Annotated in this window: 33 protein-coding genes; 20 read left to right on the top strand and 13 right to left on the bottom strand. The window is 71.0% G+C overall.

The features are described 5' to 3' along the window. Positions 1-2: 2 nt before the first annotated feature. Positions 3-965 (top strand): GNAT family N-acetyltransferase, encoded by a 963-nt coding sequence (locus QK288_RS02590; protein WP_281266263.1) that lies wholly within the window; start codon positions 3-5, stop codon positions 963-965. A 45-nt stretch (positions 966-1,010) separates the two neighbouring features. On the opposite strand, the gene QK288_RS02585 is transcribed toward QK288_RS02590, so the two are convergent. Beyond that, entirely contained in the window at positions 1,011-1,436 is a 426-nt protein-coding gene (locus tag QK288_RS02585) for a MerR family transcriptional regulator (RefSeq protein WP_281266262.1), read from the bottom strand. Positions 1,437-1,523: 87 nt separating this feature from the next. Here QK288_RS02585 and QK288_RS02580 point away from each other — a divergent pair, with 87 nt between their 5' ends. Beyond that, entirely contained in the window at positions 1,524-2,351 is an 828-nt protein-coding gene (locus tag QK288_RS02580; RefSeq protein WP_281266261.1) for an SDR family oxidoreductase, read from the top strand. An 81-nt stretch (positions 2,352-2,432) separates the two neighbouring features. On the opposite strand, the gene QK288_RS02575 is transcribed toward QK288_RS02580, so the two are convergent. Beyond that, positions 2,433-3,116, bottom strand: a complete 684-nt coding sequence (locus QK288_RS02575; RefSeq protein ID WP_281266260.1) for an SDR family NAD(P)-dependent oxidoreductase — start codon at positions 3,114-3,116, stop codon at positions 2,433-2,435. A gap of 49 nt (positions 3,117-3,165) precedes the next feature. Here QK288_RS02575 and QK288_RS02570 point away from each other — a divergent pair, with 49 nt between their 5' ends. Next, a complete protein-coding gene (locus QK288_RS02570) occupies positions 3,166-4,044 on the top strand; it encodes a helix-turn-helix transcriptional regulator (protein WP_281266259.1) in 879 nt (292 codons plus the stop codon). 25 nt (positions 4,045-4,069) lie between these two features. Here QK288_RS02570 and QK288_RS02565 read toward each other — a convergent pair whose 3' ends face one another. Then, entirely contained in the window at positions 4,070-4,576 is a 507-nt protein-coding gene (locus QK288_RS02565; RefSeq protein ID WP_281266258.1) for a VanZ family protein, read from the bottom strand. Then, on the bottom strand, positions 4,573-5,283 hold the full coding sequence (locus QK288_RS02560; protein WP_281266257.1) for a TetR/AcrR family transcriptional regulator: 711 nt from the start codon (positions 5,281-5,283) through the stop codon (positions 4,573-4,575). The genes QK288_RS02565 and QK288_RS02560 overlap by 4 nt, the downstream gene beginning before the upstream one ends. 96 nt (positions 5,284-5,379) lie before the next feature. On the opposite strand from QK288_RS02560, the gene QK288_RS02555 reads away from it, so the two are divergent. Next, complete coding sequence (locus QK288_RS02555; RefSeq protein ID WP_281266256.1) at positions 5,380-6,120, top strand: SDR family oxidoreductase; 741 nt, start codon at positions 5,380-5,382, stop codon at positions 6,118-6,120. A 132-nt stretch (positions 6,121-6,252) separates the two neighbouring features. Further along, positions 6,253-6,459, top strand: coding sequence for a tautomerase family protein (locus QK288_RS02550; protein WP_281266255.1), 207 nt, complete (start codon positions 6,253-6,255; stop codon positions 6,457-6,459). A gap of 45 nt (positions 6,460-6,504) precedes the next feature. Here the strand turns inward: QK288_RS02550 and QK288_RS02545 are convergent, their stop codons facing one another. After that, a complete protein-coding gene (locus QK288_RS02545) occupies positions 6,505-7,110 on the bottom strand; it encodes a TetR/AcrR family transcriptional regulator (RefSeq protein WP_281266254.1) in 606 nt (201 codons plus the stop codon). A gap of 51 nt (positions 7,111-7,161) precedes the next feature. Here QK288_RS02545 and QK288_RS02540 point away from each other — a divergent pair, with 51 nt between their 5' ends. Beyond that, positions 7,162-8,040 carry an SDR family NAD(P)-dependent oxidoreductase gene (locus QK288_RS02540; protein ID WP_281266253.1) on the top strand — a complete coding sequence of 293 codons (879 nt, stop codon included), beginning with the start codon at positions 7,162-7,164 and terminating at the stop codon, positions 8,038-8,040. An 87-nt stretch (positions 8,041-8,127) separates the two neighbouring features. Here the strand turns inward: QK288_RS02540 and QK288_RS02535 are convergent, their stop codons facing one another. Next, on the bottom strand, positions 8,128-9,126 hold the full coding sequence (locus QK288_RS02535; RefSeq protein ID WP_281266252.1) for a helix-turn-helix domain-containing protein: 999 nt from the start codon (positions 9,124-9,126) through the stop codon (positions 8,128-8,130). 151 nt (positions 9,127-9,277) lie between these two features. Between QK288_RS02535 and QK288_RS02530 the strand changes: the two genes are divergently transcribed. Continuing rightward, positions 9,278-10,330, top strand: a complete 1,053-nt coding sequence (locus QK288_RS02530) for a GAF domain-containing protein (protein ID WP_281266251.1) — start codon at positions 9,278-9,280, stop codon at positions 10,328-10,330. A gap of 268 nt (positions 10,331-10,598) precedes the next feature. Next, on the top strand, positions 10,599-11,831 hold the full coding sequence (locus QK288_RS02525; protein WP_281266250.1) for an ice-binding family protein: 1,233 nt from the start codon (positions 10,599-10,601) through the stop codon (positions 11,829-11,831). A 107-nt stretch (positions 11,832-11,938) separates the two neighbouring features. Here QK288_RS02525 and QK288_RS02520 read toward each other — a convergent pair whose 3' ends face one another. After that, entirely contained in the window at positions 11,939-12,601 is a 663-nt protein-coding gene (locus QK288_RS02520) for a hypothetical protein (protein ID WP_281266249.1), read from the bottom strand. A gap of 96 nt (positions 12,602-12,697) precedes the next feature. Between QK288_RS02520 and msrA the strand changes: the two genes are divergently transcribed. Then, positions 12,698-13,219: a peptide-methionine (S)-S-oxide reductase MsrA gene (msrA, locus tag QK288_RS02515; protein WP_281266248.1), complete on the top strand. Its 522-nt coding sequence runs from the start codon at positions 12,698-12,700 to the stop codon at positions 13,217-13,219. Positions 13,220-13,281: 62 nt separating this feature from the next. Here msrA and QK288_RS02510 read toward each other — a convergent pair whose 3' ends face one another. After that, positions 13,282-14,073, bottom strand: a complete 792-nt coding sequence (locus QK288_RS02510; RefSeq protein ID WP_281266247.1) for a phosphatase PAP2 family protein — start codon at positions 14,071-14,073, stop codon at positions 13,282-13,284. A 77-nt stretch (positions 14,074-14,150) separates the two neighbouring features. On the opposite strand from QK288_RS02510, the gene QK288_RS02505 reads away from it, so the two are divergent. From QK288_RS02505 to QK288_RS02485, 5 genes are all read left to right on the top strand, one after another. Beyond that, the gene (locus tag QK288_RS02505) at positions 14,151-14,525 is read left to right on the top strand and encodes a GntR family transcriptional regulator (RefSeq protein WP_281266246.1); all 375 of its coding nucleotides are present in this window, start codon (positions 14,151-14,153) and stop codon (positions 14,523-14,525) included. After that, on the top strand, positions 14,510-15,400 hold the full coding sequence (locus QK288_RS02500; protein WP_281266245.1) for an ABC transporter ATP-binding protein: 891 nt from the start codon (positions 14,510-14,512) through the stop codon (positions 15,398-15,400). Before QK288_RS02505 ends, QK288_RS02500 begins: the two co-directional genes overlap by 16 nt. After that, a complete protein-coding gene (locus QK288_RS02495) occupies positions 15,397-16,053 on the top strand; it encodes an ABC-2 transporter permease (protein ID WP_281266244.1) in 657 nt (218 codons plus the stop codon). Before QK288_RS02500 ends, QK288_RS02495 begins: the two co-directional genes overlap by 4 nt. Positions 16,054-16,240: 187 nt before the next feature. Continuing rightward, positions 16,241-17,008, top strand: coding sequence for a glucose 1-dehydrogenase (locus QK288_RS02490; protein WP_281266243.1), 768 nt, complete (start codon positions 16,241-16,243; stop codon positions 17,006-17,008). Between the two features lie 217 nt (positions 17,009-17,225). Continuing rightward, on the top strand, positions 17,226-17,459 hold the full coding sequence (locus QK288_RS02485; protein WP_281266242.1) for a PLDc N-terminal domain-containing protein: 234 nt from the start codon (positions 17,226-17,228) through the stop codon (positions 17,457-17,459). Positions 17,460-17,560: 101 nt separating this feature from the next. Here the strand turns inward: QK288_RS02485 and QK288_RS02480 are convergent, their stop codons facing one another. Then, positions 17,561-18,154, bottom strand: coding sequence for a hypothetical protein (locus QK288_RS02480; RefSeq protein ID WP_281266241.1), 594 nt, complete (start codon positions 18,152-18,154; stop codon positions 17,561-17,563). Between the two features lie 45 nt (positions 18,155-18,199). On the opposite strand from QK288_RS02480, the gene QK288_RS02475 reads away from it, so the two are divergent. Further along, positions 18,200-18,736: a cysteine hydrolase family protein gene (locus tag QK288_RS02475; RefSeq protein WP_281266240.1), complete on the top strand. Its 537-nt coding sequence runs from the start codon at positions 18,200-18,202 to the stop codon at positions 18,734-18,736. 12 nt (positions 18,737-18,748) lie between these two features. Here the strand turns inward: QK288_RS02475 and QK288_RS02470 are convergent, their stop codons facing one another. Beyond that, a complete protein-coding gene (locus tag QK288_RS02470; RefSeq protein WP_281266239.1) occupies positions 18,749-19,618 on the bottom strand; it encodes a PHB depolymerase family esterase in 870 nt (289 codons plus the stop codon). Positions 19,619-19,726: 108 nt separating this feature from the next. On the opposite strand from QK288_RS02470, the gene QK288_RS02465 reads away from it, so the two are divergent. Next, complete coding sequence (locus QK288_RS02465) at positions 19,727-20,068, top strand: MerR family transcriptional regulator (protein ID WP_281266238.1); 342 nt, start codon at positions 19,727-19,729, stop codon at positions 20,066-20,068. A gap of 129 nt (positions 20,069-20,197) precedes the next feature. On the opposite strand, the gene QK288_RS02460 is transcribed toward QK288_RS02465, so the two are convergent. Continuing rightward, positions 20,198-20,623 carry a Rid family hydrolase gene (locus tag QK288_RS02460; RefSeq protein WP_281266237.1) on the bottom strand — a complete coding sequence of 142 codons (426 nt, stop codon included), beginning with the start codon at positions 20,621-20,623 and terminating at the stop codon, positions 20,198-20,200. A 4-nt stretch (positions 20,624-20,627) separates the two neighbouring features. Then, on the bottom strand, positions 20,628-20,867 hold the full coding sequence (locus QK288_RS02455) for a hypothetical protein (protein ID WP_281266236.1): 240 nt from the start codon (positions 20,865-20,867) through the stop codon (positions 20,628-20,630). 78 nt (positions 20,868-20,945) lie between these two features. Between QK288_RS02455 and QK288_RS02450 the strand changes: the two genes are divergently transcribed. Genes QK288_RS02450 through QK288_RS02435 form a run of 4 tightly spaced genes read left to right on the top strand, consistent with a single transcriptional unit; the run spans position 20,946 to position 23,836 of the window. Beyond that, entirely contained in the window at positions 20,946-21,485 is a 540-nt protein-coding gene (locus QK288_RS02450) for a histidine phosphatase family protein (protein ID WP_281266235.1), read from the top strand. Continuing rightward, positions 21,482-22,243: a hypothetical protein gene (locus QK288_RS02445; RefSeq protein ID WP_281266234.1), complete on the top strand. Its 762-nt coding sequence runs from the start codon at positions 21,482-21,484 to the stop codon at positions 22,241-22,243. The genes QK288_RS02450 and QK288_RS02445 overlap by 4 nt, the downstream gene beginning before the upstream one ends. 46 nt (positions 22,244-22,289) lie before the next feature. Beyond that, on the top strand, positions 22,290-22,943 hold the full coding sequence (locus QK288_RS02440) for a GNAT family protein (RefSeq protein WP_281266233.1): 654 nt from the start codon (positions 22,290-22,292) through the stop codon (positions 22,941-22,943). Beyond that, positions 22,940-23,836 carry an aminoglycoside phosphotransferase family protein gene (locus QK288_RS02435; RefSeq protein WP_281266232.1) on the top strand — a complete coding sequence of 299 codons (897 nt, stop codon included), beginning with the start codon at positions 22,940-22,942 and terminating at the stop codon, positions 23,834-23,836. Before QK288_RS02440 ends, QK288_RS02435 begins: the two co-directional genes overlap by 4 nt. Positions 23,837-23,930: 94 nt before the next feature. Here the strand turns inward: QK288_RS02435 and QK288_RS02430 are convergent, their stop codons facing one another. Further along, entirely contained in the window at positions 23,931-24,806 is an 876-nt protein-coding gene (locus QK288_RS02430; protein WP_281266231.1) for an SMP-30/gluconolactonase/LRE family protein, read from the bottom strand. Between the last annotated feature and the right edge of the window lie 22 nt (positions 24,807-24,828).

Raw genomic sequence — 24,828 nt, 5'->3', positions numbered from 1 at the left:
GGATGGACGAACCGGAGTTCCGCGCTGCCGTCGAGTCGTGGTCGTCGAGCACCGTCCGAGGGTGGGACGCGGACTGGCGCGAGTTGCTCTTCCGCTGGGCGGAGCCGGAGCTGGCACTCGTCGGTGACGCGAGCTGGGGAGCCGCGGTGCGGGACGCCGTGGGCCTACCGGTCCAGGACCCGTTGCGCTGGGCGAACCGCGTCGTCGAGCTCCCCTCCGGCGGCTGGGCGGTCACGGGGATCCGGTTCCGCGGACGCGACCTCGCGAAGCCGTTCGTCGACGTCATCGCCACCAGCGTCGCTCCCGATGCGTCGGGTCTCGCCGAGCTCGGAGCGACCCTCGATGCCCACGCCGAGTTCGCACCCCTCTGCTTCCGCGTGGCGCTGCCGGGCGATGCACGCGGAGACCAGGCGCCGGTGTCGTCCGCGTTCGCCGCCCGTCCCGACCAACTCGTCGTCGCCGCTCCGCTGGCCGCGATCCGGGCGCGCCAGCCGGTCTCCGGGTCCGTCGAACTCCGCGCGACCTCCGCCGAGTCCGCCGCGGCCCGGGTCCGGTCGATGTACGACGATGTCCGGGTGCACGAGCCACGACTCGATCAATGGGCGACACCATCCGACGTCGCCACGCTCCAAGACGCTGAGGAGGAAGGCCTGCTGTTCGACGTGGTGATCGAGGGCCGGGTCGCCGGGGTCGTCGCCGCTTCCCGCGAGGACGCCCGCGGCTTCACCGGGTACAGCGTCGAGGAGATCGTCCTGGACGACGCCCACCGGGGCCGCGGTTACGGTCCCGTGGTGCTGCACTGCCTGGCGGACCGGCTGCCGGATGGCGGTTCCGACGTGCTGTGGGGACACATCAACGCAGGCAACACACGGTCCTTGCGCAACGCCCTCGCGAGCGGTCGGGTCGTGACGTCCACTCTCGTGTGGGTGGCTCCCGACGGCTCCCCGGGGATGCCGGAGTCCTGACCCGCCGCGGGCACCATCGGGGAGACCGACCGATCGGCCTGCGCCTCAGTCGCACTCCGGCCCGTTCCGCCACAGTCCGTCCGCCGTGCCCTCGGAGAGCCGCCGCTCGTACAGGTCCACCTTGTGGTGGATGACCGCGAGCGCGTCCTGCAGGTCGGCCACCTGCCGCCGGACGTTCTCCTCGTGCTCCTGGAGGACCGCGAGCCGTTCGTGCTCGTTCCCGGGTCCCGCGACGACGAGCTCCACGTAGGCCCGGATCGACGGCAGGGGCATGCCGGACGACCGCAGTTTCGTGCAGACCCGCAGCCATTCGACGTCCTCGACCGAGAACACACGGCGGCCGGCCGAGTCGCGGCGCACCGGCATGGGGAAGAGCCCCTCCTTCTCGTAGAAGCGGAGGGTGTGGGTGGTGAGCCCCGTCCGCTCGCCGACCTCGCCGATGGTGAAGGTGCGCTCCTGGGTCGTCGTCATGTCCCGAGCATAAGCACTTGACCTCGAGTCGACTCGAACTCCTACCGTGCTCATGTCGCCGAGAGACTCCCGGCGTGGAAGGACACCATGACCACCTGGTTCATCACCGGCACGTCGACCGGCTTCGGTCGGCTCCTCACCGAACAGCTCCTCGCCCGCGGCGACCGCGTCGCGGCGACGCTCCGCCGGCCCGGAGCGCTCGACGACCTCCGCGAGCGTTTCGGCGACCGCCTCTGGGTCGCGCGGTTGGACGTCACGGATCCCGACGAGGTCCGCGAGGTCGTCGACCGCGCGTTCGCCGAGCTCGGCACGATCGACGTCGTCGTGAACAACGCCGGCTACGGCGTCTTCGCTTCGGTGGAGGAGGCGTCGGACGAGCAGATCGAGCGCGTCGTCGACACGAACCTGCTCGGTTCGATCCGGGTCGTCCGCGCGGCGCTCTCCCATCTCCGGGCGCAGGGCTCTGGGCACGTCGTGCAGGTCTCGACCGCCGGTGGGCAGACCACGTACCCGAACTTCAGCTACTACCACGCGTCGAAGTGGGGCATCGAGGGCTTCGCGCAGACGCTCGCCGCCGAGGTGGCCCCGTTCGGCATCACCGTGACCATCGTCGAGCCCGGCGCGACGCCGACCGGCTTCGGGAGCGGGCTGGACCGTGCGCCCGTCATGGAGGCGTACGACGCGACCCCTGCCGGTGACGTCCGGCGCGCGCTGGCGGACGGCGGGTTCCCGCTGCCGAACGACCCGGACAAGATCGCCGCCGCGATCGTCGCGCACGTGGACTCCGGCTCGAGGGTGCTCCGGTTGCCGCTCGGCTCGGACACCTACGAGGACGTCCGAGGGGCGCTCCAGGCGCGCCTCACCGAGCACGAGGCGGGGCGGGACACCGCCTACTCGGTGGTCGCCGCGAGCTGACGGTCGCGAGTGCCCACCGGACTGGAGGCTCGGTGCGGGCCCGCACCGTGCCTCCAGTCCGATGATGGTCCCGTCGGTCCGTCACCAGGCGAGTGGGCCGCCTTCGTCCTGGAGGGTGCCCGTCGGGCCGTCCGCGCCGAGCGTCGCGAGGCGGACGACGACCCGTGCGCTCTCCTCGACCGGTCGGCCGATGCCGAACCCCGCGGTCATGTCCGTCGCGGTCGGGCCCGGCTCGACGGCGTTGAACCGGATCGCGGGGTGTGCCTTCGCGTACTGGACGGTCAGCATCGTGGCCGCAGCCTTCGACGCGGAGTACAGCGGCAACGGCAGGGTCGACTCGACGCGCTCCGGGTTGGTCACCGCCCAGAACGAGCCGAGGCTGCTCGACACCGTGACGACGTTCGGGTCGTCGGAGCGCTGCAGGAGCGGGAGCGCGGCCTCGGTGACCCGGACGATCCCGACGGCGTTCGTGTCGAAGGTGCGGAGGGCGGTCGGGCCGTCGATCGTGGTGTCGAGCACGCCCGCGTTGTGGACGAGCACGTCGAGGCGACCTTCGGCGGCGTCGATCGTGGCGAGGGCGGCGCGGACCGAGTCGTCGTCGGTCACGTCGAGCTGCACCGACCGCGCTCCGATCGACTCGGCCGCCCTGGCACCGCGTTCGGCATCGCGTGCGCCGATGTAGACGGTCTGCCCCAGGTCGGTGAGCTGGCGGGCGGTCGCGAAGCCGATGCCCTTGTTGGCGCCGGTGATCAGGGTGACGGTCATGCGTGGGTCCTCTCGAAATGCTGTGCCGGGGTCGGCCGTTGTCGACGGTATGCGCGCTGACGTCCTGCTCCCAGAGCCCTCTCGTCCCGGGGGTCCCGCGGGGCCCCCGCTCGACCAGCGCCCTCCTGCAGGGCGGAGCAACCCCCTCGGGGAGTACCTCCGGGCCCGTCGAGAGCTCGTCACGCCGGAGGTCGCCGGCATCTCCGTGATCGGTGTCCGGCGGGTACCCGGCCTCCGTCGCGAGGAAGTGGCGATGCTCGCCGGCATCAGTGCCGACTACTACCTGCGGCTCGAGAAGGGACGCGACCGGAACCCGTCCGTGCAGGTGCTCGACTCCCTGGCCCGCGTCCTCCGGCTCGACGACGACCACCGTGCGCACCTGCTCGGCCTCGGCGGCGACGACCCGACGCACCGTCGTCCGCGGCAGGGAGCGACCGAGGTGCCGGACAGCGTCCGGAAGCTCCTCGACTCGATCGACCAGCCGGCGTTCATCGAGGACCGGCACTTCGACGTCATCGCGTCGAACGAGTGGGCGCGGGCGCTCTCGACCGGGTTCGACGTCGGCGGCAACCAGTTGCTCGCCCTGTTCGAGGACCCATCCGAGCAGGCGATGTACCCGGACTGGACGAGCGTGACCGAGTGCCTCGTCGGGAGCCTGCGGCAGGTCATCGGCAACGACGGGGATCGGCGCTTCGAGGAGCTGATCACGGCGCTCGCCGGGAACCCGCGGTTCCGGGAACTGTGGGCGCGGCACGAGGTGCAGGGGCAGAGCAGCGGAACGGTGCGGATCGTGCACCCGCTCGTCGGGCCGCTCACCCTGAACCGCGACCGTCTGGAGGTCAGCGGCACGGACGGTCTGGCGCTCGTGGTCCACCACGCGGACGCGGGGTCCGTCGACGCCGAGCGGCTCCGCGCGCTCCTGCCGTAGCCACTCGGCCGTCGCGGCGCCCTGGTCAGCTGCCGAGCGCGGACCTCGCGGTCCTGCGACGTCGATCGGTCCCGCAGATGACGAGGGCGACGAGGGCGGCGAGGAGTGCTCCGACGGCGTTCATGAACCAGTCGTTCGTGTCGCAGCGACGACCGAGCACCGGCGCGAGCGCCTGCACGACCTCGATCGAGGCGGAGAGCGCGAGCGCACCGGCGAGGACGACGAGGGGGCGGTTCGTCGCCGTTCCGAGGAAGAGCACGAGCGGCAGCAGCATCGCGACGTTGGCGAGCGTGTCGATGCCCTGGAACGGCGCGGAGAACTGCACGGTGCAGGTGATGCCTCCCGACCGGGCACCGTCGGGCAGCAGGGTCAGCACGAGCACCGCGACGAGCGACGCCCCGGACAGTCCCAGCAGCACGCCGTGGAGCCGCAGGCGGTGGAGGAACCATGCGAGCGCGGCCGCGACGGCGATCGCCACCCAGAACGCCGGGCGGACGAGCGGTGCGTGTTCGACGAGGAAGGTGGAGATCATCGGGGGACTGCCTCGGAATCGAGTCGGTCGAGCCACAGCCGCATGAGCGCGGATTCCTCCGGGAGCAGGGCGGTCGATCCGCCTGCTTCGAGCCGCGCGCGGAGCTGACGTCGGGAGGCCGCGTCGACGTCGTGGTGGTCCCCGCTGGACGAGCCCACGAGCACCGCATCGAGGACCGCGTTCCGGAGTGCGTCGGCGACGTCGTCGGAGTCGTCACGGCCCTTCGTGTCCATCCGGTCGAGCGCGAGTCCGACGTTCGCGGCGAGCAGCATCGTCGCCGCGACTCCGACGTCGACACGGAGCATGCCGGCGGCCGCGCAGCGGGTCAGCGTCCGTTCGAGCAGCGCCGTCACGCCGTCGCGTGCCGAGCTGCTCGCCCACGGCCGGGGAGCGAACATCAGTCGGTAGAGCGCAGCGTGCTCGCGTGCGAATGCGAGGTGGTCGTCCCAGCCGCGGCGCAGGTCCGCTGACGGGTCGTCGGACACCTCGAGCTCGGCCTTCCGAGCCGCGTACCGCTGCAGTCCCGCGTCGGCGAGGGCGTCGAGCAGCCCACGCTTGTCACCGAAGAGGCGGTAGAGGACGGGTTGGGTCACGCCGACCGCTTCGCAGACGGCACGGGTGGCGATGTCACCGTCGGGAGCTGCGTTGAGCTGCTCCTCCGCCGCGTGGAGCAGGGCGCTCCGGAGTGCTTCGTCGGACCGGGCCATGGGGCGATCGTAGCGCATCTGCTATCAGTGATCGTAACCGTGCTACTCTGCCGCTAGCGCTGAAATTGAGAGCGCATATCATTGAAAGGAAGCGGAATGCGCAGCACTCCACAACGCGTCGCCGTGGTCACGGGAGGCTCCCGCGGCATCGGCCGCGCGGTCGCGACCCGGTTGGCGGCGGACGGCTTCACCGTCGTCGTGAACCACGCCAGCGGATCAGCGGCGGCCGCCGCCACCGTCGAGGAGATCGAAGCCGCTGGCGGTCGCGCCGTCGCCGTGCAGGCCGATGTGGCCGACGAGCACGCCGTCGCCGCGATGTTCGACCGGATCGAGGCCGACCACGGCGGCATCGACGTCGTCGTCCACTCCGCTGGACGGCTCGCACTGTCGACGATCGCCGACCAGGACCTCGATGTCCTCGACGCACTGCACCGCACGAACATCCGCGGCACCTTCGTCGTCGCGCAGCAGGCCGCCCGTCGTCTGCGGTCCGGTGGTGCGTTCGTGTCCATGTCGACCTCGGTCGTCGGGACGCAGTTCCCGGCCTACGGGGCGTACGCCGCGAGCAAGAGCGCCGTCGAGGGCATGACGATGATCCTGGCGAAGGAACTCCGCGGCCGGGACGTCACCGCGAACGTGGTCGCGCCGGGGCCGACGGCGACCGAGCTCTTCCTCGACGGCAAGACGCAGGAACAGATCGACACGCTCGCGAAGGTCCCGCCCCTCGAGCGCCTCGGCACGCCGGAGGACATCGCCGGTGTCGTCGCGTTCCTCGCCGGGCCCGACGGTCACTGGATCAACGGCCAGACGATCCGTGCGAACGGCGGGATGGTCTGATGTCCGGCTATGCGGTCGCGGACCGCATCCGAGCCGAGTTCTCCCGCCGCGTCGGCATCGAGGACCTCCTGTCCTCGAACACCGCAATCTGACCCCCGGACCGTCCGGGACACCCCAACCGAGAGGAACACCATGCCCTTCGCCAACATCAAGGTCCCCGCTGACACCCTGACCGCCGAGTCGAAGAAGAAGCTGCAGGACGCGGTCACGGAAGCCATCGTCGACGTGTACGGCGAGCGAGCGCGCCCGACGACGCTCGTGATCCTCGACGACGTCGCCGACGGCGGCTGGATGCTCGGCGGCACCATCCTCAACGCGGCGGTGCTCGGCCGCGTCTGAGTCGCTGCTGGCGGCGCGACGGGATCCCGGCGAACCGGGCGCTCGTCACGCCGTGGTGGCGCCGCCGAGTTGCTCCTCGATCTGCGGGAGGAGCATCCGCACGGCCGTGACGACGACCTCGTCCACACGCTCCGGCGGGATCCGGCCGGCTGCTGCCAGTGCGCTGATGCCCTCGGTCGTCGCCGCGAGCAGGAAGGGAACCGGGCCCATCGACCCCGGGTCGCGCTCACCGAGCAGTTCGGCGCCCAATGCGAAGAACCGCTCCGCCGCGGACTGCGACTCCGGGTCGCGTTCGGTGCGTGAGCCGTCGTCGGTCGACGTGAACATCAGCTGGACGAGGGGGCCGTTCTGCTGGGCGAACCGGACGTGTGCCCGGACGTACTCGGTGAGACGAGCTTCGAGGTCCCCGGTGCCGCGAGCGACTTCCAGGTGACCGCGCAGCTCGTCGAAGCCGTCTGCGGCGATCGCGTCGAGGACGGCGCTGCGGTCGCGGAAGTGCCGTAACGGTGCCCCGTGACTGACGCCGACGCGGCGCGCGAGCTCCCGGACCGTCACGGCTTGTTCCCCTTCTTCGATGAGGAGCGCACGGCCTTCCCGCACGAGCTCCTGTCGGAGTGACCCGTGATGGTACGGACGTGCTTGCCCACTCATGACCCCAGTGTAGGCGTTGACAACAAAGTGGTCACTGTCTACATTGGCGACATGGACGACATCAGGACCGGTCGCGCACCGACCGACGAGACCGTGATCATCACCGGCGGCACGAGCGGCATCGGCCGAGCGACGGCCGTCGCGTTGGCCGAGTCAGGAGCGCGCGTCATCCTCGCGGTCCGCAACGAGGAGAAGGGGCGCGCGGTCGCATCCGACCTCCCCGGCACACGCGGAACCCACCGGGTTCGTCACCTCGACCTCGCCCGGCTCGAGACGGTCGAGGCCTTCGCGGGCGGCGTCGACGAGCCCGTCGCGATCCTCGTCAACAACGCCGGGGTCGAGTCCAAGGACCTGCAGCGAACGGCGGACGGGCACGAACTCCAGTTCGGGACGAACCACCTCGGGCACTTCCTGCTGACGACGCTGCTCCTGCCGCGGATCACCGACCGGGTCGTCACCGTCGCCTCCCAAGCGGAGCGCATGGCCCGGCTCGACCTCACCGACCTCGACTGGTACCGGCGCACCTACAACGCCGGCCGCGCGTACGCCGATTCCAAGCTCGCCAACCTGCTGTTCACCTCCGAACTCGACCGGCGCCTCCTGACCTCGGGTTCGCACGTGCGCGCGTTCGCGGCCCACCCCGGCCTGGTGAAGACGGCCATCTACCAGCGACCGGCCGGACAGCGCCCCAACCTGTGGGACCGTCTCGTCCCGATCCTCGGGCAGGAGCCGGAGGACGGTGCGCTGCCGTCCCTCCTGGCCGCGACCGCCGACCTGCCCGGCGGGACCTTCGTCGGACCGCAGCGCATGATGCACATGCGCGGCGGCGCCGAGGTCATCGGCCGGTCGAAGCAGGCGCAGGACCCGGAGACCGCGGCACGCCTCTGGTCCATCTCCGAGCAGATGACGGCAGTGGACGCCCGCCCGTGAGCATCGTCCTCGATGACCGACGGCTCGACTCCGTCGGCGGTCTGCGTCGCGCGCGTACCGAGTCCAGCAGGCGCGCCGAACGGTCCACTAGCGACCCGTTCTCGGTGCTCCCCGCAGGGTCGCAGACGGCAGTTCGGCGAAGCGTGCGGAGTACTCCGCGGCGAAACGACTGACGTGCAGGAAACCCCAGCGGGCGGCGACGTCGGACACGGAGACGCCCGGACCGGCGGCGATGAGGTCCTCACGCGCCAGCTCCAACCGGAGCCGACGCAGGTAGGCCATGGGCGTCGTGTCGAGCGTCCGACGGAAGCCCTCCTGGAGACTGCGAACACTCGTCGAGACGGCGGAGGCGAGTTCCCCCACGGTCCACGCACGCGCCGGATCGTGACGGAGCATCTCGACAGCGCGGGACACCGATCGAGCCCCGGAGCTGCCTCTCGGGGTGGCGAGTGCGACCGAGTGGTTGTGCGGTTGCCCGAGCAGGAGACTGTGCATGAACACCTGCTCGAGGCCCCGCACGGCGAGTGGGTGCGCAAGGAGACCGGCCGTCTGCCGTGAGCCGTGGTCGACGAGCCGGACGGCCTGCGACACCGCCCTACCACCGTCGGTCGTGAGGTCGAACACGCCGTCGAACTCGAGCGGCGCTGAGACGGGCGTGTCCAGGAGGAGCTGCAGCTCGGTCTCGAGGTCGCGCTCCGGGATCATGACGGCGACCTGCGCGAACCAGTCGCCGCAGTCGAGCTCCACGGAACGGCCAGGCATGAAGAGCCCCGCGATCTGATCCGTTCCTCGGACGTGCGTCCCCCGGGCAGCGCGCATGGTCATCTCGGACTGGATCGGGATGTCGAGGTGGTAGTCGGTGGGTTCCGCGGTGCGGATGTGGACGGCCTCACGGAAGCGCATGTACCCGAAGGTGATCCGCCCAGCGACGACCGCGTTCAGCTGCATCCGAAGGTCAGGGGACGACACGGACGGGGCGACCCGCACCGGGAGGAACACGTCGCTGAGCACGGCCGCGGCCTCGTCGGCGGTCGTGCTGTCGGCGACGCGATGCGTGGCGAACATCTCCGACGCGGGCCTGGCCATTCGGCGACTCTACCGGCGGCGCTCGTGCCGATCGGCCACGATCCCGCGCTCGCTGACAGTGATCCTGCGCGCAACGGATGGTCCGAGGTCATCGGGCTGCCTACCGTCGACTTCCATCGAAGCGCAGCTCCCTCGGAGAGGAAGGTCGACCATGACGATGACGGGCACCCCGCAGCGCCGCAGTCGCGCCCAGCCGCCGCGTGTCGTGACCGCGTCCGCGAGCGGCCTGGACCGCGACCGGATCCTCGTCTTCGGCGATGCGGTCCTCGCCGCCGAGGACTCGCTGCACGACGCCGCCCTGAGGACGGCGAACGCGCTCGGCGCACGGACAGGACGGGGTGCCGACGTCACCGCGGTGCCCTGGTCGAGCTGGACCGGGGAGACGCTGCTCTCGGCGGGCGTCGGGATGCACCTCGACAACTACGACGTCGTGGTGGTCTGCCTGTCTGGCAGCGTCGTCCACAGCCGCACGACGAACACCGCGGTGGTCGGTGCTGCCCGACAAGCCCTCGTCCTGGTCGACCAACTGCGCCCGCATCTGGCACCGACCGCGGAGATCGTGGTCGCGCTCGCGCACAAGGGGGACCAGACCGGCCTCGTGACCGCGCTGCAACAGGCACGGCACGACCTGGTCGTGCTCGACACCGCACCGGACGCGACGGCCCCTGCGCTGTTCCTGGAGGTGACGCACCTCCTGCTCGAGCAACAACGTGCCCGTGCCGGCAGTCCGCAGTGGCTCCGTTCGAAGCCGCAGCCGTTCGAGCACCGCTACGACGCGATCCGTCGCCTCGGCATCGTGGACGCACCAGCGGACGCTGCGCTCGACCGGATCGTGCAGCAGATGGCGGTGCTCTTCGAGACGGAAGGAGCCGCCATCACGTTGCTGCCCGCGGGACGGCAGTGGTCCGCGGCGAGCCTGTGGCTGCCACGAGGCACCGCGGCGCTGCAGGACTCGTTCTGCCGCTCGACGGTGCTGCGTTCCGGACCGATGGTCGTCGGTGACGCGTGGGATCCCGATCGCCCGCCGGTCGTGCGACGGGGACCCATCCGCTTCTACGGGGGCCACCCGCTCGAGGACCTCGACGGAACGCGCATCGGCGCGGTCTGCGTGTTCGACTCGGCGCCACGCCGGGAGGACACCGTGGAGACCGACCTCCTGCGGGACTTCGCCATCGTGACGCGAGACACGCTGTACCGGCACTGAGACCTCCACCGGATTCGGGTCTGGTGGAGCGCACGCGGCCGATGGCCGAGCGGGCGAGTGACAGACGGGAGGTACGGAATCGGGTACCGAACCTCCCGTCTGGCACGGCCGGGCCCGACGTTCCGGACCGAACGTTCCTGACCGTTCGCCTGCGATGGAGGTATCCCCACCGTTCGGCGCGGATGACGCGCATACTGCGGAGACCGGAGATCATGTTCGCGTCGTCGACGTTCACCTTGTGCCTCTCCCGCTCAGACAGAGGCCTCCCATGGCAACGTCCCGTTCCTTCCAACCGGTTCTCCTCGTCCTCACGGGCCTCGGTCTCGCCGCGTGCCTGGCGGTGACCGCTCCGTCGTCCGCATCGGCAGCCACGGTGATCGACGGTCCAGTGGGCCTCGGCACCGCGTCGACGTACGGCGTCCTCGGCGCCAGCGCCGTCACCAACACCGGCCCCTCCGTCGTCAACGGTGACCTCGGGGTCTCCCCCGGGACGTCGATCACCGGGTTCGGCACCGCACCGAACGGCGTCGTGAACGGCACGGTGCACCAGACCGACGCAGCAGCTGCGCAGGCACAGCGGGACACGACGACGGCGTACGACGTGGCTGCGTCGCTCACCCCGACCCGGACCGGCATCACCGAGCTCGCCGGGTTGTCGCTCTCCCCCGGCGTGTACTCCGGTGGAGCGCTGCAGCTCGCGGACACCGGCGCACTCACCCTGGCCGGCAGTGCGGACTCGGTGTGGGTCTTCCAAGCCGCGTCGACGCTGACGATCGGATCCGGGAGCCGCATCACCATCACGGGCGGCGCGAACGCGTGCAACGTGTTCTGGCAGGTGGGCAGCTCCGCGACCCTCGGCAGCGGCGCACAGTTCCAGGGCACCGTCCTCGCCCAGCAGTCCGTGACCGCGACCACCGGCGCCACCGTCGCCGGACGCCTGCTCGCCCGCACCGGTGCGGTGACGCTCGACACGAACACGATCACCGCCTCGAGCGGCTGCCCCACCCCGGGAACTCCCTCGGAGACGACCGCGCCGGTGATCTCCTCCGGAGCACCCACTCCGGCCACCGCCGGGACGCCCTACTCGTACACCGTGACCGCGACGGGCACCCCGACCCCGACGTACACAGCGGCCGGGCTGCCAGCGGGGCTCACGATCGACAGCACGACCGGCGTCATCAGCGGGACACCGACGACGCCGGGAACCTCGACGGTGACGATCACCGCGTCCAACGGGACAGCGCCGAACGACACGCAGACGGTCACCATCACCGTGCAACCGAGCGCCGCCGCGACCCCCACGCCGTCGGCGGCCGCGCCGACGCCCGCACAGTCCACGCCGACCGCGGCTGCCGTCCGCGCCGGCAACGGAGGGGGCCGTGAGCTCGCCTACACCGGCAGCGACCCCACCGTCCCCCTCGGGATCGCGGGAGCGCTGCTCGCCGCCGGCACCGCACTCACCGTGGTCGCCCGTCACCGCCGACGCGCCAGCCGCGCCTGATCCGTCGACGGGACCGGCGGTGAAGGCACCGCCATCTGCCGGACTGGAGGCTCGGTGCGGGCCCGACCCGTGCCTCCCGTCCGGCGGTCGGAACGCGTGACGAGCGGTCACGGCTGCGCTCCGGCCACCCGCTTCAGCCGGGTGAGCCAGGTACGCACCACGTCCTCGTCGGCAGGCGTGATGCCGTGGCCGACGTCGAGTGTCGTGTGCTGGACGGTGGCGCCCGCGTCCAGGAGCCTGCTCGCCACTTCGATCCCGTCCTCCGGCACCCGACGCGCATCGTGGCGGGCATCGAGCACCAGGATCGGCATCGAGAGGCGCACCGGGACCGGTCCCGAGCGGAACGGCGCTGCCGGGCGGATGAGGACCGCTGCGGCGAACAGGTCCGGCCGGGTCTCGACCAGGGCTGCTGCCATCACCGCTCCGTTCGAGAAGCCGATGACTAACCTTCGTCGATCACCTCCGACCAGGGACCCCGCGAACTCGATCGCGTCGACGACCGGATCGATGCGGTCGTGGACCAGCGCTTCGTCGATCGTCCGGTCTCCTCGCCGGTCGAAGAACGCGTGGCCGAGCGGGGTCGTCGCGGCGCCACGGAGTGCGATCGTCGCGCTGCCGGGCGCGACGCGATCGGCGAGCGGCAGGAGGTCGGTCTCGTGGCCGTCCGATCCGTGCAGGAGCACCAGTGACGATCCGGTCGCAGTCGTTCCCGGCGCGACGGTCAGCGACACCCCACGAGGGGCGTGCAGCAGCCGGCGGGAGGATGACATGATCCGACTCTGCCCCGGACGACGGGAACAGGGAACGCCCGTCCCGTGTTGCATCGAGCAGTGCCCGAACCAGTGGCACGACTGAAGGAGGCCAGCATGACCACCACCGAAACCGCCATCCTCGCCGGCGGCTGCTTCTGGGGAGCGCAGCAGCTCCTCCGTCGTCGACCCGGCGTCGTCAGCACCCGCGTCGGCTACTCGGGTGGCGACACCCCGAACGCGACCTACCGGAACCACGGCGACCATGCTGAGTCGGTCGAGATCGTGTTCGACCCGTCCGTGATCTCGTACCGCGACCTGCTCGAGTTCTTCTTCCAGATCCACGACCCGTCGACGAAGGACCGCCAGGGCAACGACGTCGGGCGCAGCTACCGTTCGGCGATCTTCTTCACGTCGCCCGAGCAGGAGCGGGTCGCACGCGACACGATCGCGGACGTCGACGCCTCGGGGATCTGGCCAGGCCGGGTCGTCACCGAGGTGGAGCCCGCCGGAGCATTCTGGGAGGCCGAGGAGGAGCACCAGGACTACCTCGAGAAGTACCCGGCCGGCTACACCTGCCACTTCGTGCGGCCGGGCTGGAAGCTGCCGCACCGTGACGAGGCGACCGCGGCGGTCTGATCCGGTCACGACACAGGACGGGAGGCGCGGTGCCAGCTGGCACCGCGCCTCCCGTCGTCCGTTCAGTCGGCCTGGCCCGCGTCGCCCGCCTGGTCCTCGGAGAGCGACAGGTGGAGTCGGTGCGCGGTGATGACCGCGGTCGCCCAGCCGAGCCCGGTGGTCCACCCCATCACGACGTCGGTGAACCAGTGCGCGCCGAGCAGGACCCGGGACGCTCCCACTGCGGCGATGGTCGTTCCGGCGGCGGTGGCGAGGGCGACCTCGTTCCCTCGCCGCCGCTGCTGCAGCATGAGCAGGTACGCGACGACCGCGCCCACCGAGGCCGCGTTGATGGTGTGTCCGGACGGGAACGACGGCGAGTGTTCGTACGGCGGCGCCGCTTCACGACGGGGCGGCCGGTTGCGGTGGACGATCCGCTTCCCGAGCAGCGTCATCGTCAGGGAGCCACCGCCGGCAGCCGCGACGAACGCGAGCGGTGTGGCTGTACGGGACCGCAGCGCCAACACGGCGCCGGTCCCGAGCGTGAGCAGTGGCATGCCGACCGGTCCGAACCCGTACGCGATCGAGCCGGCGGCGGTGTTGACCGACGGTGAGCGGAGGCGCTTCGCGAGTCGGAGCGCCGGACCGTCGAGTCGCTGCACCCCTGACCGACCGGTCACGTCGTCGTAGACGGCGATCGCGGCGGCGGTGCTCATCGCGACGACGACGCCTCCGGCGACGAGCCCGAGCGTGGACGCCGCGCGCCCGCCGACCCGTTGTGCGACCTTCCGGTGCGCGCGGGCGAGCCGTTCGCCCGGTCGGGTCGACCAAGTCCGTACGTCTCGCCCGAACACCGTCGTCGTCGCATCGGTCACGACATCATCGTGCTCCTCTTGACTGGCCGTTGCTGGTTGCGTACTGTTCTGCTGTACATAAACAGTTGGAGTACGGCTTGCGGATCATCCTCTCGAGCACCAGTTCGGTGCCGATGTACGAACAGATCAAGACCCAGGTCCGCAACGCGGTGCACGCCGGGGAGCTCGCCGAGGGTGCGCTCCTGCCGTCGCTCCGCCAGCTCGCCCTCGAACTGCGGGTCAGCGTCATCACCGTGACGCGCGCCTACAACGACCTCGTGGCCGAGGGGCTCGTCCGGAACGAGCACGGCCGCGGCTTCGTGGTCCGAGCCGTGGACGCCGGGGCCGCGGGGTCCGCTCTGGCCGCACGGGTCGACGGCGCGACCGACGAACTCGTCCAGGCGGCCCGCGCAGCACGCATGACCATCGACGACATCCGACGGAAGGTCGAAGACGCATGGAACCGACACTGACCGACACCGCGATCGCGGTCCGTTCCCTCCACAGACGACAGGGGACGTTCGCCCTGCACGACGTCGACGTCACGGTCCCGGCCGGGCTCGTGACCGGGCTGGTCGGGCCGAACGGCGCCGGGAAGACGACCCTCGTCAAGAGCATCCTCGGCCTGGTCGGCACGGACTCCGGCTCCGTCGGGCTCTTCGGTACAGGCAGCCCGCAGGACGCCGCGGTCCGCGAGCGGATCGGCGTCGTGCTCGACCAGGTGAGTGCGGCCCCGGAATGGAAGGTGGGCGCTGTCGGCCGCTACGCCGGGCTGCTCTACGAGCGGTGGGACGACCGCCGCTTCCGCGACCTGCTCGACCGGTACGACGTCCCCGCCGGGAACCGGGTCGGCGGACTGTCGCGCGGGCAGACGGTGAAGCTCTCGCTCGCGATGGCGCTCGCGCACGACCCCGAGCTGCTCGTGCTCGACGAGCCGTCGAGCGGCCTCGACCCCGTGGCACGGCGCGAACTCGCCGACACCATCCGGGAGTTCGTCCTCGACCCCGGCCACACGGTGCTGTTCTCGACGCACATCACCGAGGAGCTCGACGACCTCGCCGACCACCTCGTGGTGCTCGCCGGTGGGACGGTCGCGTACGAGGGTGCCGTCGACGAATTGCACGAACGCTTCGCCGTCGTGCGCGGTGCCGGTCCGTTCCCCGAGGTGGCACGGCCGTCGACGATCGGCGTGCGGCACGACGCCAGCGGTCGGTGGGAGGGACTCATCCGCTCCGACGACACGGCCTGGTTCGGGCCGGACGTCGTCATCGACCAGGCCACCACCGACGACGTGGTCGTGCACCTCGCCGAAGGCACCCGTTCCACCAGGAAGGAGATCACCGCATGAGTGCCGCCGTCATCCGCTTCGCTCGGTTCGACCTCGTCGCGATGGCCCGCACGCAGCCCCTGCGCGTGCTGCTGCCGTTGCTCTTCACCGTCGTGTTCTGCGTCACCCTGCCGGTCCCGGGCATGGGCATCGCCGTGGGGGCCGTCGTCACGGCGGTCTCGGCGTCGATCCCCTTCCAGGGCGACGAGCGCGGCCGGCTCGACACCCTCTACGGCATCGCACCGATCGGCCGCACCGCCGTCGTGCTCGGTCGCTACCTGTCGATGCTGGTGTTCGCGGTCGTCGCGGTGGGCATCGGGACGGCGACGACGCTCGTGATGGGGGCGGTCCGCCACCAGGACATCGGGTGGCCGCTCGTCGCGACGATGCTCCTCGGAGCTGCCGCCTGCGTCGGGATCTCGTTCGCCGTCCAACTGCCGTGGTTCTTCGCACTGGGGTTCACCCGCGGGCGGCCGATGATCTACATCCCGGTCGGCATCATCGCGGTCGTCGGGTTCATCGTCGGGCAGACCGGGTGGTTCGACGGGATCGGCCCCGCGGACGTCCTCACACCGGCACCGTGGCTCGCGGCGCTCGTGCTCGTGGCGGTGGGCGCGCTGTTCGTCGGGTCTGCTGCGGTCGCCGTGCGCGTGTACCGGCGGCGCGAACTCTGAACCGGGCCGTCGCGGTGGGCGCGCCCACCTGACGGACGGGAGGCTCGGTGCCAGCTCGCACCGGGCCTCCCGTCCGTCACCTGGTCGCCGCAGCGCCTGCCTGCGGGATGCTTCAGCGGATCGTGCGGGCGACCCCAGCCGCGGCGGAGCACCGTGGGACGCACCATCCCCCACACAAGGAGTCCGCATGCTGCTCGAGGGCAAGACCATCGTCGTCACCGGCGGGAACAGCGGGATCGGCGAGCAGATCTGCCTCGCCGCCGCTGCCGAAGGCGCGAACATCGTCATCGACTACGTCGCACATCCGGACGAGACGGACTCGCTGATCGACCGGATCGAGCAGGCCGGCGGTCACGCGGTCGGGGTCGACGCGGACATCACGACCTCGGCCGATCTGCACCACATGGTGCAGAAGGCCGTCGACTCGTTCGGGGCCCTCGACGTCCTGGTCAACAACGCGGGCATCGAGGACCGGAAATCCCTGCTCGAGGAGACCGAGGAGGGGTACGACAAGGTGATGGCCGTCAACATGAAGAGCGCGTTCTTCGGGACGCAGGCGGCCGCCAAGCAGTTCATCGCGCAGGGCTCCGGCGGTCTGGTCCTGAACATCTCCAGCGTGCACGAGGACTGGCCGATGCCGGGCAACCTCGCGTACTGCGTGTCGAAGGGCGGGATGCGCATGCTCGCGCGGAGCGGTGGCGTCGAGCTCGGCCCGCACGGTGTCCGGATCGTGAACATCGCGCCCGGTGCGGTGGACACCCCGATCAACACGGCGACGACGTCCGATCCCGACAAGCTCGAGCAGCTCGACGCGGCCATCCCGCTCGGACGACCGGCGAAACCGCACGAGATCGCCGAGGTCGTCGTCTTCCTGGCGTCCGGGAAGGCCGCGTACATGACGAGCACGACGGTGACGATCGACGGCGGCATCTCTCAGGGCAGCGTCGGTCTCTGACCTCGGCTCGGAATTCGTCCTCTCGGTGGATGTCCCTGGCCGACCGGCCGACGCAGACTCGTGGTGGGGAGTGAATCCGATGGGTCGCGGCTGCCGTCTGCAGGGCAGCCGCGATCACCCGGGGAGGACGGGCGATGTCGTTCGCGCGAGGGACGCGATGCCGTCGACGCCTTCGTAACGTTGCCCTCGACCTGTTGGGCGACGGATGGAGGACGACGTGCTCGAGAACCTGAGTGGACTGCACCTGCTGGTGATGGCGCTGATCCTGGCGCTGGACGCGGTCGCGCTGGTGCAGGTGTGGCGTGATCCGCGCCGGTCGGACGTCGTCAAGGTCGCCTGGACCGTGGCCGTCCTGTTCCTGCCGGTGATCGGTTTCGTCGGCTGGGCGGTGAACTGGCTGCTCGGCCGTGCCGCAGACCAGCTGAACCGGTCCGGTGCGTCGGGGAGCTGAACCGGCACCGCTCACGCGTCCCGCACCGGACTGGAGGCTCGGTGCCAGGCCGCCACGAGCCTCCCGTCCGGTGACCGGTCACCGCCACCGGACGGTGCTGGTCAGCGAACGGTGCCGAGTGCGGACTCGATCCGACTGATCGTCCGGCGCATCGCGTACTCGTCCTGCGCCGGCTGGTCGTCGGCCACCCACAGGTGGACCGCTCCGGGGCACGACCTCCTCGGTGCGAGGCGGACCACGATCCCCCATCGGTACGCGACACCGCGCGGCGTGGGCTCGCGGAACACGTCGAACCCGAGTACCTCCGAGCGGAGGGCGATCGGCATCCCCGGCCCGTCGTCGCGCGTCGACCAGCTCGTGATCCCCGTCCGGTCGAAGCCGAGGTCACACGGGAACCAGATGCGCAGGCTGGGGTTCCAGGCGGCGAGGTCGGCGGCCGTCGAATCCGTCGCGTGCGCGGTGACGAACGCGGTGCCGGGATGGGCGTCGGTCTTGTGCCGGAGGCGTGCCCGCCGGCGGTGGTTGACCTCGGTGGTGACGCAGGCGACGCCGAACGCGACGGTGACGAGGATGCCGAGACGGAGCTCGGTGGACAGGGCCTGTCCCTCGTCGGGACCGATCAGGACCGCGAGGACGACCGTCGCGACTCCGAAGACGACGGTGATGGCGGCGAGGAGGATCGTCGACGGGCGCACGGCTCGACGATGCCAGAGTCCGGCGTGCGATGGGACACTTGCGCTGTGACCGTCTCCAGCGCTCTGCTCGTCATCGACCTGCAGCGCGGTGTCGTCGTGGACTGCTTCGACGCCGACGCCGTGCTCGACCGCGTCGCTCGGCTCGTCGATCGTGCCCGTGCCGAGGGGGTGCCGGTCGTCTGGGTGCAGGACCACGACGACTTCTCCGAGGGGTCAGACGGCTGGGCGCTGGCGGAACCGCTCGTGCGCGATGCCGACGAGCCGCTCGTGCGGAAGGAGTTCCGGGACTCCTTCGCCGGTACGGACCTGGCCGAGGTGCTCGACGGGCTGGGTGTGCAGCACCTCGTCGTCGCCGGGGCGCAGAGCGACTACTGCGTCCGGACGACCACGCAGGCAGCGGCGGCACGCGGGTTCGACGTCACGCTGGTGTCCGATGCGCACACGACGACGGACGCCGAGCACGACGGAGTCGTCATCACCGGCGAGCAGATCGTCGCGCACACGAACATGTACTTCGCGGGCCTGCGGTACCCCGGTCAGCGGTTCGCCGCCGTGCCGCACGACCGGGTGGAGCTGTCGTGAGCCCCACGTCGGTCAGCGGGACCCGCTCGCAGCGCGCGTCCTGACCCCGAAGAAGGTCGCGATCTCGTCGGCCATCGACCAACTGCGCTCCGTCCGGCCGATGACGAACGGACCGCGCTTCGGCCCGGGCACGGTGTGCCCGGCACCGTGCACGGCGAGGAACCGCACGGGCGCATGTCCGGGCTCGGCGTGGTCGACCTGTTCCGTCCAGACCTTCCCGGTCCCACGACGCGCGGTCGTCGGAGCTGCCGCGATGCCGTTGCGCCGGGCGAAGTACGCCGCTGTGTCCGGCGCCGAGAGCGCCGTGCCGCCGACCTTGAATGCGCGTTCGGCCCAGCGCTTCATCGGGCCGCCGCCGAACGGGACGATCGGGTCAGACGTGCCGTGGACGAGCAGCATCGGCATCGGGACAGCGAGGGCATCGGCGGCGAGGAAGTCCTCCGCCGCCGGCATCGTCGCGGCGATGACGGTCGCGCCTGCGAGGAGCTCCGGCACCTCGTGGACGAGGCGCATGACCATCTGGCCGCCGTTCGAGTAGCCGACGGCGAAGACGCGCGTCGGGTCGATGCCGTGCGAGTCCACGAGCGACGCGATCGCTGCCCGGACGAAACCCACGTCGTCGATGTCGTCGAGTCGGGCCGGGAACGAGCTCTGTCGCCTGGCGTCGTTCCAGTTGCCACGGTGTCCGTCGAGGTACGCCACGACCGCACCCCCGTCGGCTGCGAATCCGTCGTACATCCGCCCGGTGAAGGCGCGGTGGGACTCGCCCTGCTGCCTCGACCCGTGCAGCACCAGCAGCAGGTCGCGTGGTCGGTCGGCAGCCGTGGCCCCGACGATGGTCATCGTGCGTGCACGTCCACCGACGTCGATCGTCTTCCGCATGGTCCTGCTCCTCGTTCCGTGTTGGGATGCCGTGGTCGGGTGTCCCTCGTCGACCGTCACGGTAATGTCTGACATCATGTGAAGGTCAAGCGGGTAGGAGGCCTCGGGATGAACATCGGCGAACTCAGCGCCCGCTCCGGCGTCAGCCCCCGGTCCCTCCGCTACTACGAGGAACTGGGGCTGCTCACCGCGGAGCGCTCGGCGAACGGCTACCGGAACTACTCCGAACCGGCGGTCGAGCTCGCCAGGACGATCCGCACCATGTTCGAGATCGGCTTCTCGCGGGACGACGTCCGACAGATCTCACCGTGTGTGACCGGCCGGCACGACACCGTCGACCGGGAAGCCGTGATGGACACCGTGGAGCGGATGCGCGACGAGATGACGCAGCGGATCGACGAACTCGTCGCGACGCGGGCGTCCTTGACGGACTTCCTCGCGACCCGCTGATCGGGCCGGTCACGCCGGCGGGAAGTGGGCCGCGAGCGCCGCGGCCGTGTCGGTGACGTCCACCCTGCCGAACCGGCCGCGGTCCGCGTCGTCGACGCCTTCCCCGTCATGCGAGCCAGCTCGAGCGGGTCACCCGACGGCGGGCTCGCCGTCGCGAACCGCTGCCACTGCCTCGATCTCGACGAGCTGGTCGTCGTAGCCGAGGACGGTGACGCCGAGCAGTGTGCTCGGGACGTCGTGGGTTCCGAACGCGTCCCGTACGACCTCCCATGCGGCGACGAGGTCGGCCTGTCGGGCGGACGCGACGAGCACCCGCGTGCTGATGACGTCCCCGATGGTCGCGCCGGCGGCTCGGAGCGCCTCCTGCATCGTCTCGACGCACTTCGCGGCCTGCCCGGCGTAGTCGCCGACCGCCGCCGTCGAACCGTCCGGCTCGAGCGGGCAGGCACCCGCGAGGAACACGAAGCGCGTGCCGCTGGGTGCCGTGGCCGCGTACGCGTACTCCGCCGTGTCGCTGAGTGCTTCGGAGCGGATGAGGCGCACGACGCTGTTCACCACGTCATCGTGGCAGGGCCCGCCACGCTCGGACGATCTGCCACACGGCAACGGCGACCACGACCGCGCCGATGATCGAGACCACCCAGAGACCGGGAACGCCGATCGCGGGTCCGGAGGTGCACACGCTCTCGCCGTGCCCCGGCGCGGCATCCGCACAGCTACTCACCTGGTACATCGCGAAGAAGACCACGATCAGCGTGCTGATGACCGCAACCGCAGTCCACGCCACCACTCGGTTCACTGCGTCCCCCGTTCGTCCTGCAGCCGAGCGTGCCGCGTTTCGACACGCTTGTCGAGGGAGCCGTCCTAGTGTGGAGCGGTGTCCCGAATCCATCTGCTCCGGCACGCGCAGCCGGACTACGAGGCGATCGAGGCACGCGGTCTCGACTTCCGGTCTCGGGACACCGCGCCGTTGTCGCGAGCGGGCCGACAGCAGGCGCACGAAACCGCCGCAGCGCTCGAGCGCCTCGGTCTGTCGGAGATCGTGAGCTCACCGATGACCCGCACGCTCCAGACCGCGGCGATCATCGCGCTGCGGTTACGGCTCCCGCTGACGGTCGACATCGACCTCCGCGAGTGGGAATCGGGCATCTCCGCAACGGAGACCCATGCCGGGTGGCAGCGGGCGACCCAGCAGTTCCGCGACCATCACGGAGTCCCGCAGGCTGGTGCACGCTGGGAGGGGGCCGAGCAGATCCGTGAGCGCGCAACAGCAGCGCTCGCGCGACTCCCCCGGGACGGCGTTGCGGTGCTGGTGGTCACGCACGCCTTCGTCATCCAAGCGCTCACGGGCGTCGATGGCAGGGCCGTCGGATTCTGCGAGCACGTCCCGTTTTCGGACGGCGGGCGGTCGAGGTGAGCACCACCAGCGACGTCGCGCTCGCCGTGACCTGCCACGACCCGCTGGGCCGGTTCGCCCCGGGTATCGAGGACGCGGGCCGCAGCCTCTCCGAGGTGTTCGGCGCCCTGGCAGTGAACGCGACGGCAGAGACCCACCCGGCGACCATCGACGCGCTGCGGGCACTCAACCTGCCGACGTCCTTCGGCGAGCACGGCGCCGGCACGGTGGGGATCGGCACGGCGCGGCAGGACGCCCTCGCGCTCGGCGTCGGGAGTGGCCTCGCCCGGGTGTTCTACTCCGACCTCGACCACGTCCTGCGCTGGCTGAGCACCGCGCGGGACGAGGTGGAGCGCTGCCTGGCCGAACGCGACCACGACCTCCTCGTCGTCGGGCGTTCCGCAGCCGCGATGGCGGAGGCGCCGGAGCGACTCCGACGAACCGAGGAACTCGTCAACCACGTCTACGGACTGGCGAACGGACTCGAGGGCCGGTGGGACCTGATGATCGCGATGCGCCTGATGAACCGTGCCACCGCGCAGACGATCGTCACGCACAGCCGCGAGACCTCGATCGCGAGTGACGTCACGTGGCCGATGCTCGTGGCCGCGCGAGGCGGGACCGTGGGTGCGTTCCACGGTGACGCCATCCGGTTCCGGGCGCGAGACGACTTCGGGCAGGACGTCGATCGGCGTGACGGTGATCCCCGCGAGTGGCACCAGCGCATGGTGACCGCGACCGCTCACGTGACGGCGATCGTGGAGTTCGACCGAACCTGACCCGTGATCCGAGATCCGACGTGCGGCCACGTTAGCCTTCGTCGGTATGGGGATCGACGACGTCTGGCCGCTGTTCGCACTCGAGATCAGGACGCCGCGGCTCACCCTTCGCCCGATCCGCGACGAGGACCTCCCCGCTCTGGCGGTCGCCGCACTGCAGGGCATCCACGACGCGGACCGCATGCCGTTCGGTGTGCCGTGGACGGATGCTGCCCCCGAGGAGATCCCCCGGAACCTCGCGATGTACCAGTGGAGCCTCCGTCAGGTGTCGCCCGAGAACTGGTCGATCGCGTTCGGGGTCCACGTCGACGGAGCACTCGTCGGCGTGCAGGACCTCAGCGCTCGCGGTTTCGCCGATCGCCGGACCGTCGGCTCCGGCTCGTGGCTGACGACGTCCGCGCAGGGCCGGGGATTCGGAACGGAGATGCGTGCCGGCCTGCTGCTCTTCGCGTTCGACGTGCTCGGTGCGGAGTGGGCGGAATCGAGCGCGGCGTCCTGGAACGAGCGGTCACTGGCGGTCTCCCGCTCGCTCGGCTACGAATCGAACGGTGTGACGCGCGTGGCACCTCGCCCCGGTGAGCCGGTCGACGAGGTGCGTGTCCGGCTCGATCGGCGGCGGTTCCGACGTCCGGACTGGCGGGCCACGGTCCACGGCGCGGATGCCGCTCTCGCACAGCTGGGTATCGCGGGCCCCGGATGATCGACGTCCCGGAGGGCCTGACCCGTGCGATGACAAGCCGCGAAGGAGCAGCCGGGACGGCCTGGCTCGCCGAGCTGCCGGCCATCGTCTCGCGGCTGCTCGCCGAGTGGGGCTGCGAGCTCGACGGTGCCCCGACCCACGGCGAGGTCGCCGTCGTCCTGCCGGTTCGTCGGGGCGATGTGCCAGCAGCGCTGAAGGTCTCGTTCCCGCACCCGGGCAACCGCAGCGAGCCGCACGCGCTCCGCAGCTTCGCTGGCGACGGCGCGGTCCGGCTCCTCGACGCCGACGAGGACGCCTTCGCGCTGCTCCTGGAACGGGCCGGGCCGCAGTCGCTCGACAGTGTCGCGACGGCCGAGGAGGCAATCGACATCGCGGGCGATCTCGCTCGCCGGCTCGCGGTCCCGGCACCGGCGGGCACGCCGGCGCTCGCCGACACGACCGAGGGTTGGGAGGCCGAGCTCGACCAGCAGGTCGCCGTACTCCCCGACGCCCTGCCGACGGCCGTGCTCGACCGTGCGAGGAGCACCATCCGGGCGCTGTCGAACGAGTCGACGTCCACGATGTTGCACGGCGACCTGCACTTCGGCAACGTGCTGGGCGCGGAGCGGCAGCCGTGGTTGGCGATCGACCCGAAGGGCTGGCGCGGCACGGCTGCGTACGACGCGTTCACCGTCGGCGCGGGCAAGCGGGAGGCGCTGCTGGACGCGACCGACCCGGAGCGTGCGTTCCGCGATCGGATCCGGCGCTTCGCGGCAGCCGCCGACGTCGACGCCGGACTCGCGCTCGCCTGCGTGCAGGCACGGGCGACCAGCTCCTACCTGTACCAGCGGCTCCACACCGGCGACTGGTTCGCCCTCGAGCTCCTCCGCCGCGTCGCGCACCTGGACGGTTGACCGGCCCGACCACCCACCGGACGGGAGGCACGGTGCGGGCCCGCCACGAGCCTCCCGTCCGTCCGTGGCCAGCACCGGAGCGCCGGCCGGACCGTCAGCGGCCGGCCGCCTGGCCCGGCACCGCGACGCGGACGGCGCTGATGCGCCCGGCCCGCGTCCGCGCCGTCGTGGCCGGGTCGTAGCTGTCCGCGGTCGCGAGGTAGAGCGTCCGCCCGTCCTGACCGCCGAGGGCGCAGTCGATCGCGCACCGACCCGGGGCATCGATGCGGTCGGTGACCTCGCCGCCCTCGAGGACGCGGAGGAACTCACCGGTGTCGACCGAGCAGACCCAGATCGCCCCCTCGGCGTCGACCGTGCTGCCGTCGGGGGTCACGCCGTCGGGCAGCGCTGCCCATTCGCGCCGGCCGCTCAGCGACCCGTCGTGTGCGATGTCGAAGGCGGTCAGGCGGTGGGCCCAGGTCTCGCTGACGACCAACGTCCGCGTGCCGGGGAGGACGTTCGCGCTGTTCGGGAAGACGAGGCCGTCTGCTGCCAGGCGGACGGAGCCGTCCTGCTCGACGACGTACAGGGGCCCCGGGCGCAGTTCCTCGCCGCCGTAGAGGTCGTAGCCGAACGCGCCGATGTAGATCCGGCCGGTGGCGTCGTCGACGACCAGGTCGTTGACGAGCGACGACTCGACCGCCGACAGGTCGGCGAACACGGACGTGGTCCCGTCGGGCTCGACGGCCACGACCGTGCGGGATTCCATCGCGCTGACGATCAGCCGCCCGTCGGCGAGCCACCCGAGGCCCGACGACTGGCCGTCGACCGTGGCCTCGAGCCGTGGTCCGGTTTCCGTGGAGGGGTCGATCGAGAAGACCTCGCCCGTGTGCATGTCCGAGTACCAGAGCCGGCCGTCGTGCCAGCGGTTCCCTTCGGGGAAGCGGATGCCGGTGACGACGTCGGTCGCGGAGTCGAGCGTGGTGTGCACGGTCCCAGCCTGCCAGTCGGAG

Origin of the sequence: Curtobacterium sp. 9128, assembly GCF_900086645.1 — a bacterium.
Classification (GTDB): Bacteria; Actinomycetota; Actinomycetes; order Actinomycetales; family Microbacteriaceae; genus Curtobacterium.
Note: the sequence above shows the minus strand (reverse complement) of the source record. Positions and strands in the feature narration are given on the sequence as shown.

What these genes read in the sequence shown, in the direction of transcription:
- QK288_RS02590 (WP_281266263.1), top strand. Translation starts at nt 3, where the DNA reads ATGGACGAACCGGAGTTCCGCGCTGCCGTCGAGTCGTGGTCGTCGAGC.
- QK288_RS02585 (WP_281266262.1), bottom strand. Translation starts at nt 1,436, where the DNA reads ATGACGACGACCCAGGAGCGCACCTTCACCATCGGCGAGGTCGGCGAG.
- QK288_RS02580 (WP_281266261.1), top strand. Translation starts at nt 1,524, where the DNA reads ATGACCACCTGGTTCATCACCGGCACGTCGACCGGCTTCGGTCGGCTC.
- QK288_RS02575 (WP_281266260.1), bottom strand. Translation starts at nt 3,116, where the DNA reads ATGACCGTCACCCTGATCACCGGCGCCAACAAGGGCATCGGCTTCGCG.
- QK288_RS02570 (WP_281266259.1), top strand. Translation starts at nt 3,166, where the DNA reads ATGCGCGCTGACGTCCTGCTCCCAGAGCCCTCTCGTCCCGGGGGTCCC.
- QK288_RS02565 (WP_281266258.1), bottom strand. Translation starts at nt 4,576, where the DNA reads ATGATCTCCACCTTCCTCGTCGAACACGCACCGCTCGTCCGCCCGGCG.
- QK288_RS02560 (WP_281266257.1), bottom strand. Translation starts at nt 5,283, where the DNA reads ATGGCCCGGTCCGACGAAGCACTCCGGAGCGCCCTGCTCCACGCGGCG.
- QK288_RS02555 (WP_281266256.1), top strand. Translation starts at nt 5,380, where the DNA reads ATGCGCAGCACTCCACAACGCGTCGCCGTGGTCACGGGAGGCTCCCGC.
- QK288_RS02550 (WP_281266255.1), top strand. Translation starts at nt 6,253, where the DNA reads ATGCCCTTCGCCAACATCAAGGTCCCCGCTGACACCCTGACCGCCGAG.
- QK288_RS02545 (WP_281266254.1), bottom strand. Translation starts at nt 7,110, where the DNA reads ATGAGTGGGCAAGCACGTCCGTACCATCACGGGTCACTCCGACAGGAG.
- QK288_RS02540 (WP_281266253.1), top strand. Translation starts at nt 7,162, where the DNA reads ATGGACGACATCAGGACCGGTCGCGCACCGACCGACGAGACCGTGATC.
- QK288_RS02535 (WP_281266252.1), bottom strand. Translation starts at nt 9,126, where the DNA reads ATGGCCAGGCCCGCGTCGGAGATGTTCGCCACGCATCGCGTCGCCGAC.
- QK288_RS02530 (WP_281266251.1), top strand. Translation starts at nt 9,278, where the DNA reads ATGACGATGACGGGCACCCCGCAGCGCCGCAGTCGCGCCCAGCCGCCG.
- QK288_RS02525 (WP_281266250.1), top strand. Translation starts at nt 10,599, where the DNA reads ATGGCAACGTCCCGTTCCTTCCAACCGGTTCTCCTCGTCCTCACGGGC.
- QK288_RS02520 (WP_281266249.1), bottom strand. Translation starts at nt 12,601, where the DNA reads ATGTCATCCTCCCGCCGGCTGCTGCACGCCCCTCGTGGGGTGTCGCTG.
- msrA (WP_281266248.1), top strand. Translation starts at nt 12,698, where the DNA reads ATGACCACCACCGAAACCGCCATCCTCGCCGGCGGCTGCTTCTGGGGA.
- QK288_RS02500 (WP_281266245.1), top strand. Translation starts at nt 14,510, where the DNA reads ATGGAACCGACACTGACCGACACCGCGATCGCGGTCCGTTCCCTCCAC.
- QK288_RS02495 (WP_281266244.1), top strand. Translation starts at nt 15,397, where the DNA reads ATGAGTGCCGCCGTCATCCGCTTCGCTCGGTTCGACCTCGTCGCGATG.
- QK288_RS02490 (WP_281266243.1), top strand. Translation starts at nt 16,241, where the DNA reads ATGCTGCTCGAGGGCAAGACCATCGTCGTCACCGGCGGGAACAGCGGG.
- QK288_RS02470 (WP_281266239.1), bottom strand. Translation starts at nt 19,618, where the DNA reads ATGCGGAAGACGATCGACGTCGGTGGACGTGCACGCACGATGACCATC.
- QK288_RS02465 (WP_281266238.1), top strand. Translation starts at nt 19,727, where the DNA reads ATGAACATCGGCGAACTCAGCGCCCGCTCCGGCGTCAGCCCCCGGTCC.
- QK288_RS02440 (WP_281266233.1), top strand. Translation starts at nt 22,290, where the DNA reads ATGGGGATCGACGACGTCTGGCCGCTGTTCGCACTCGAGATCAGGACG.
- QK288_RS02435 (WP_281266232.1), top strand. Translation starts at nt 22,940, where the DNA reads ATGATCGACGTCCCGGAGGGCCTGACCCGTGCGATGACAAGCCGCGAA.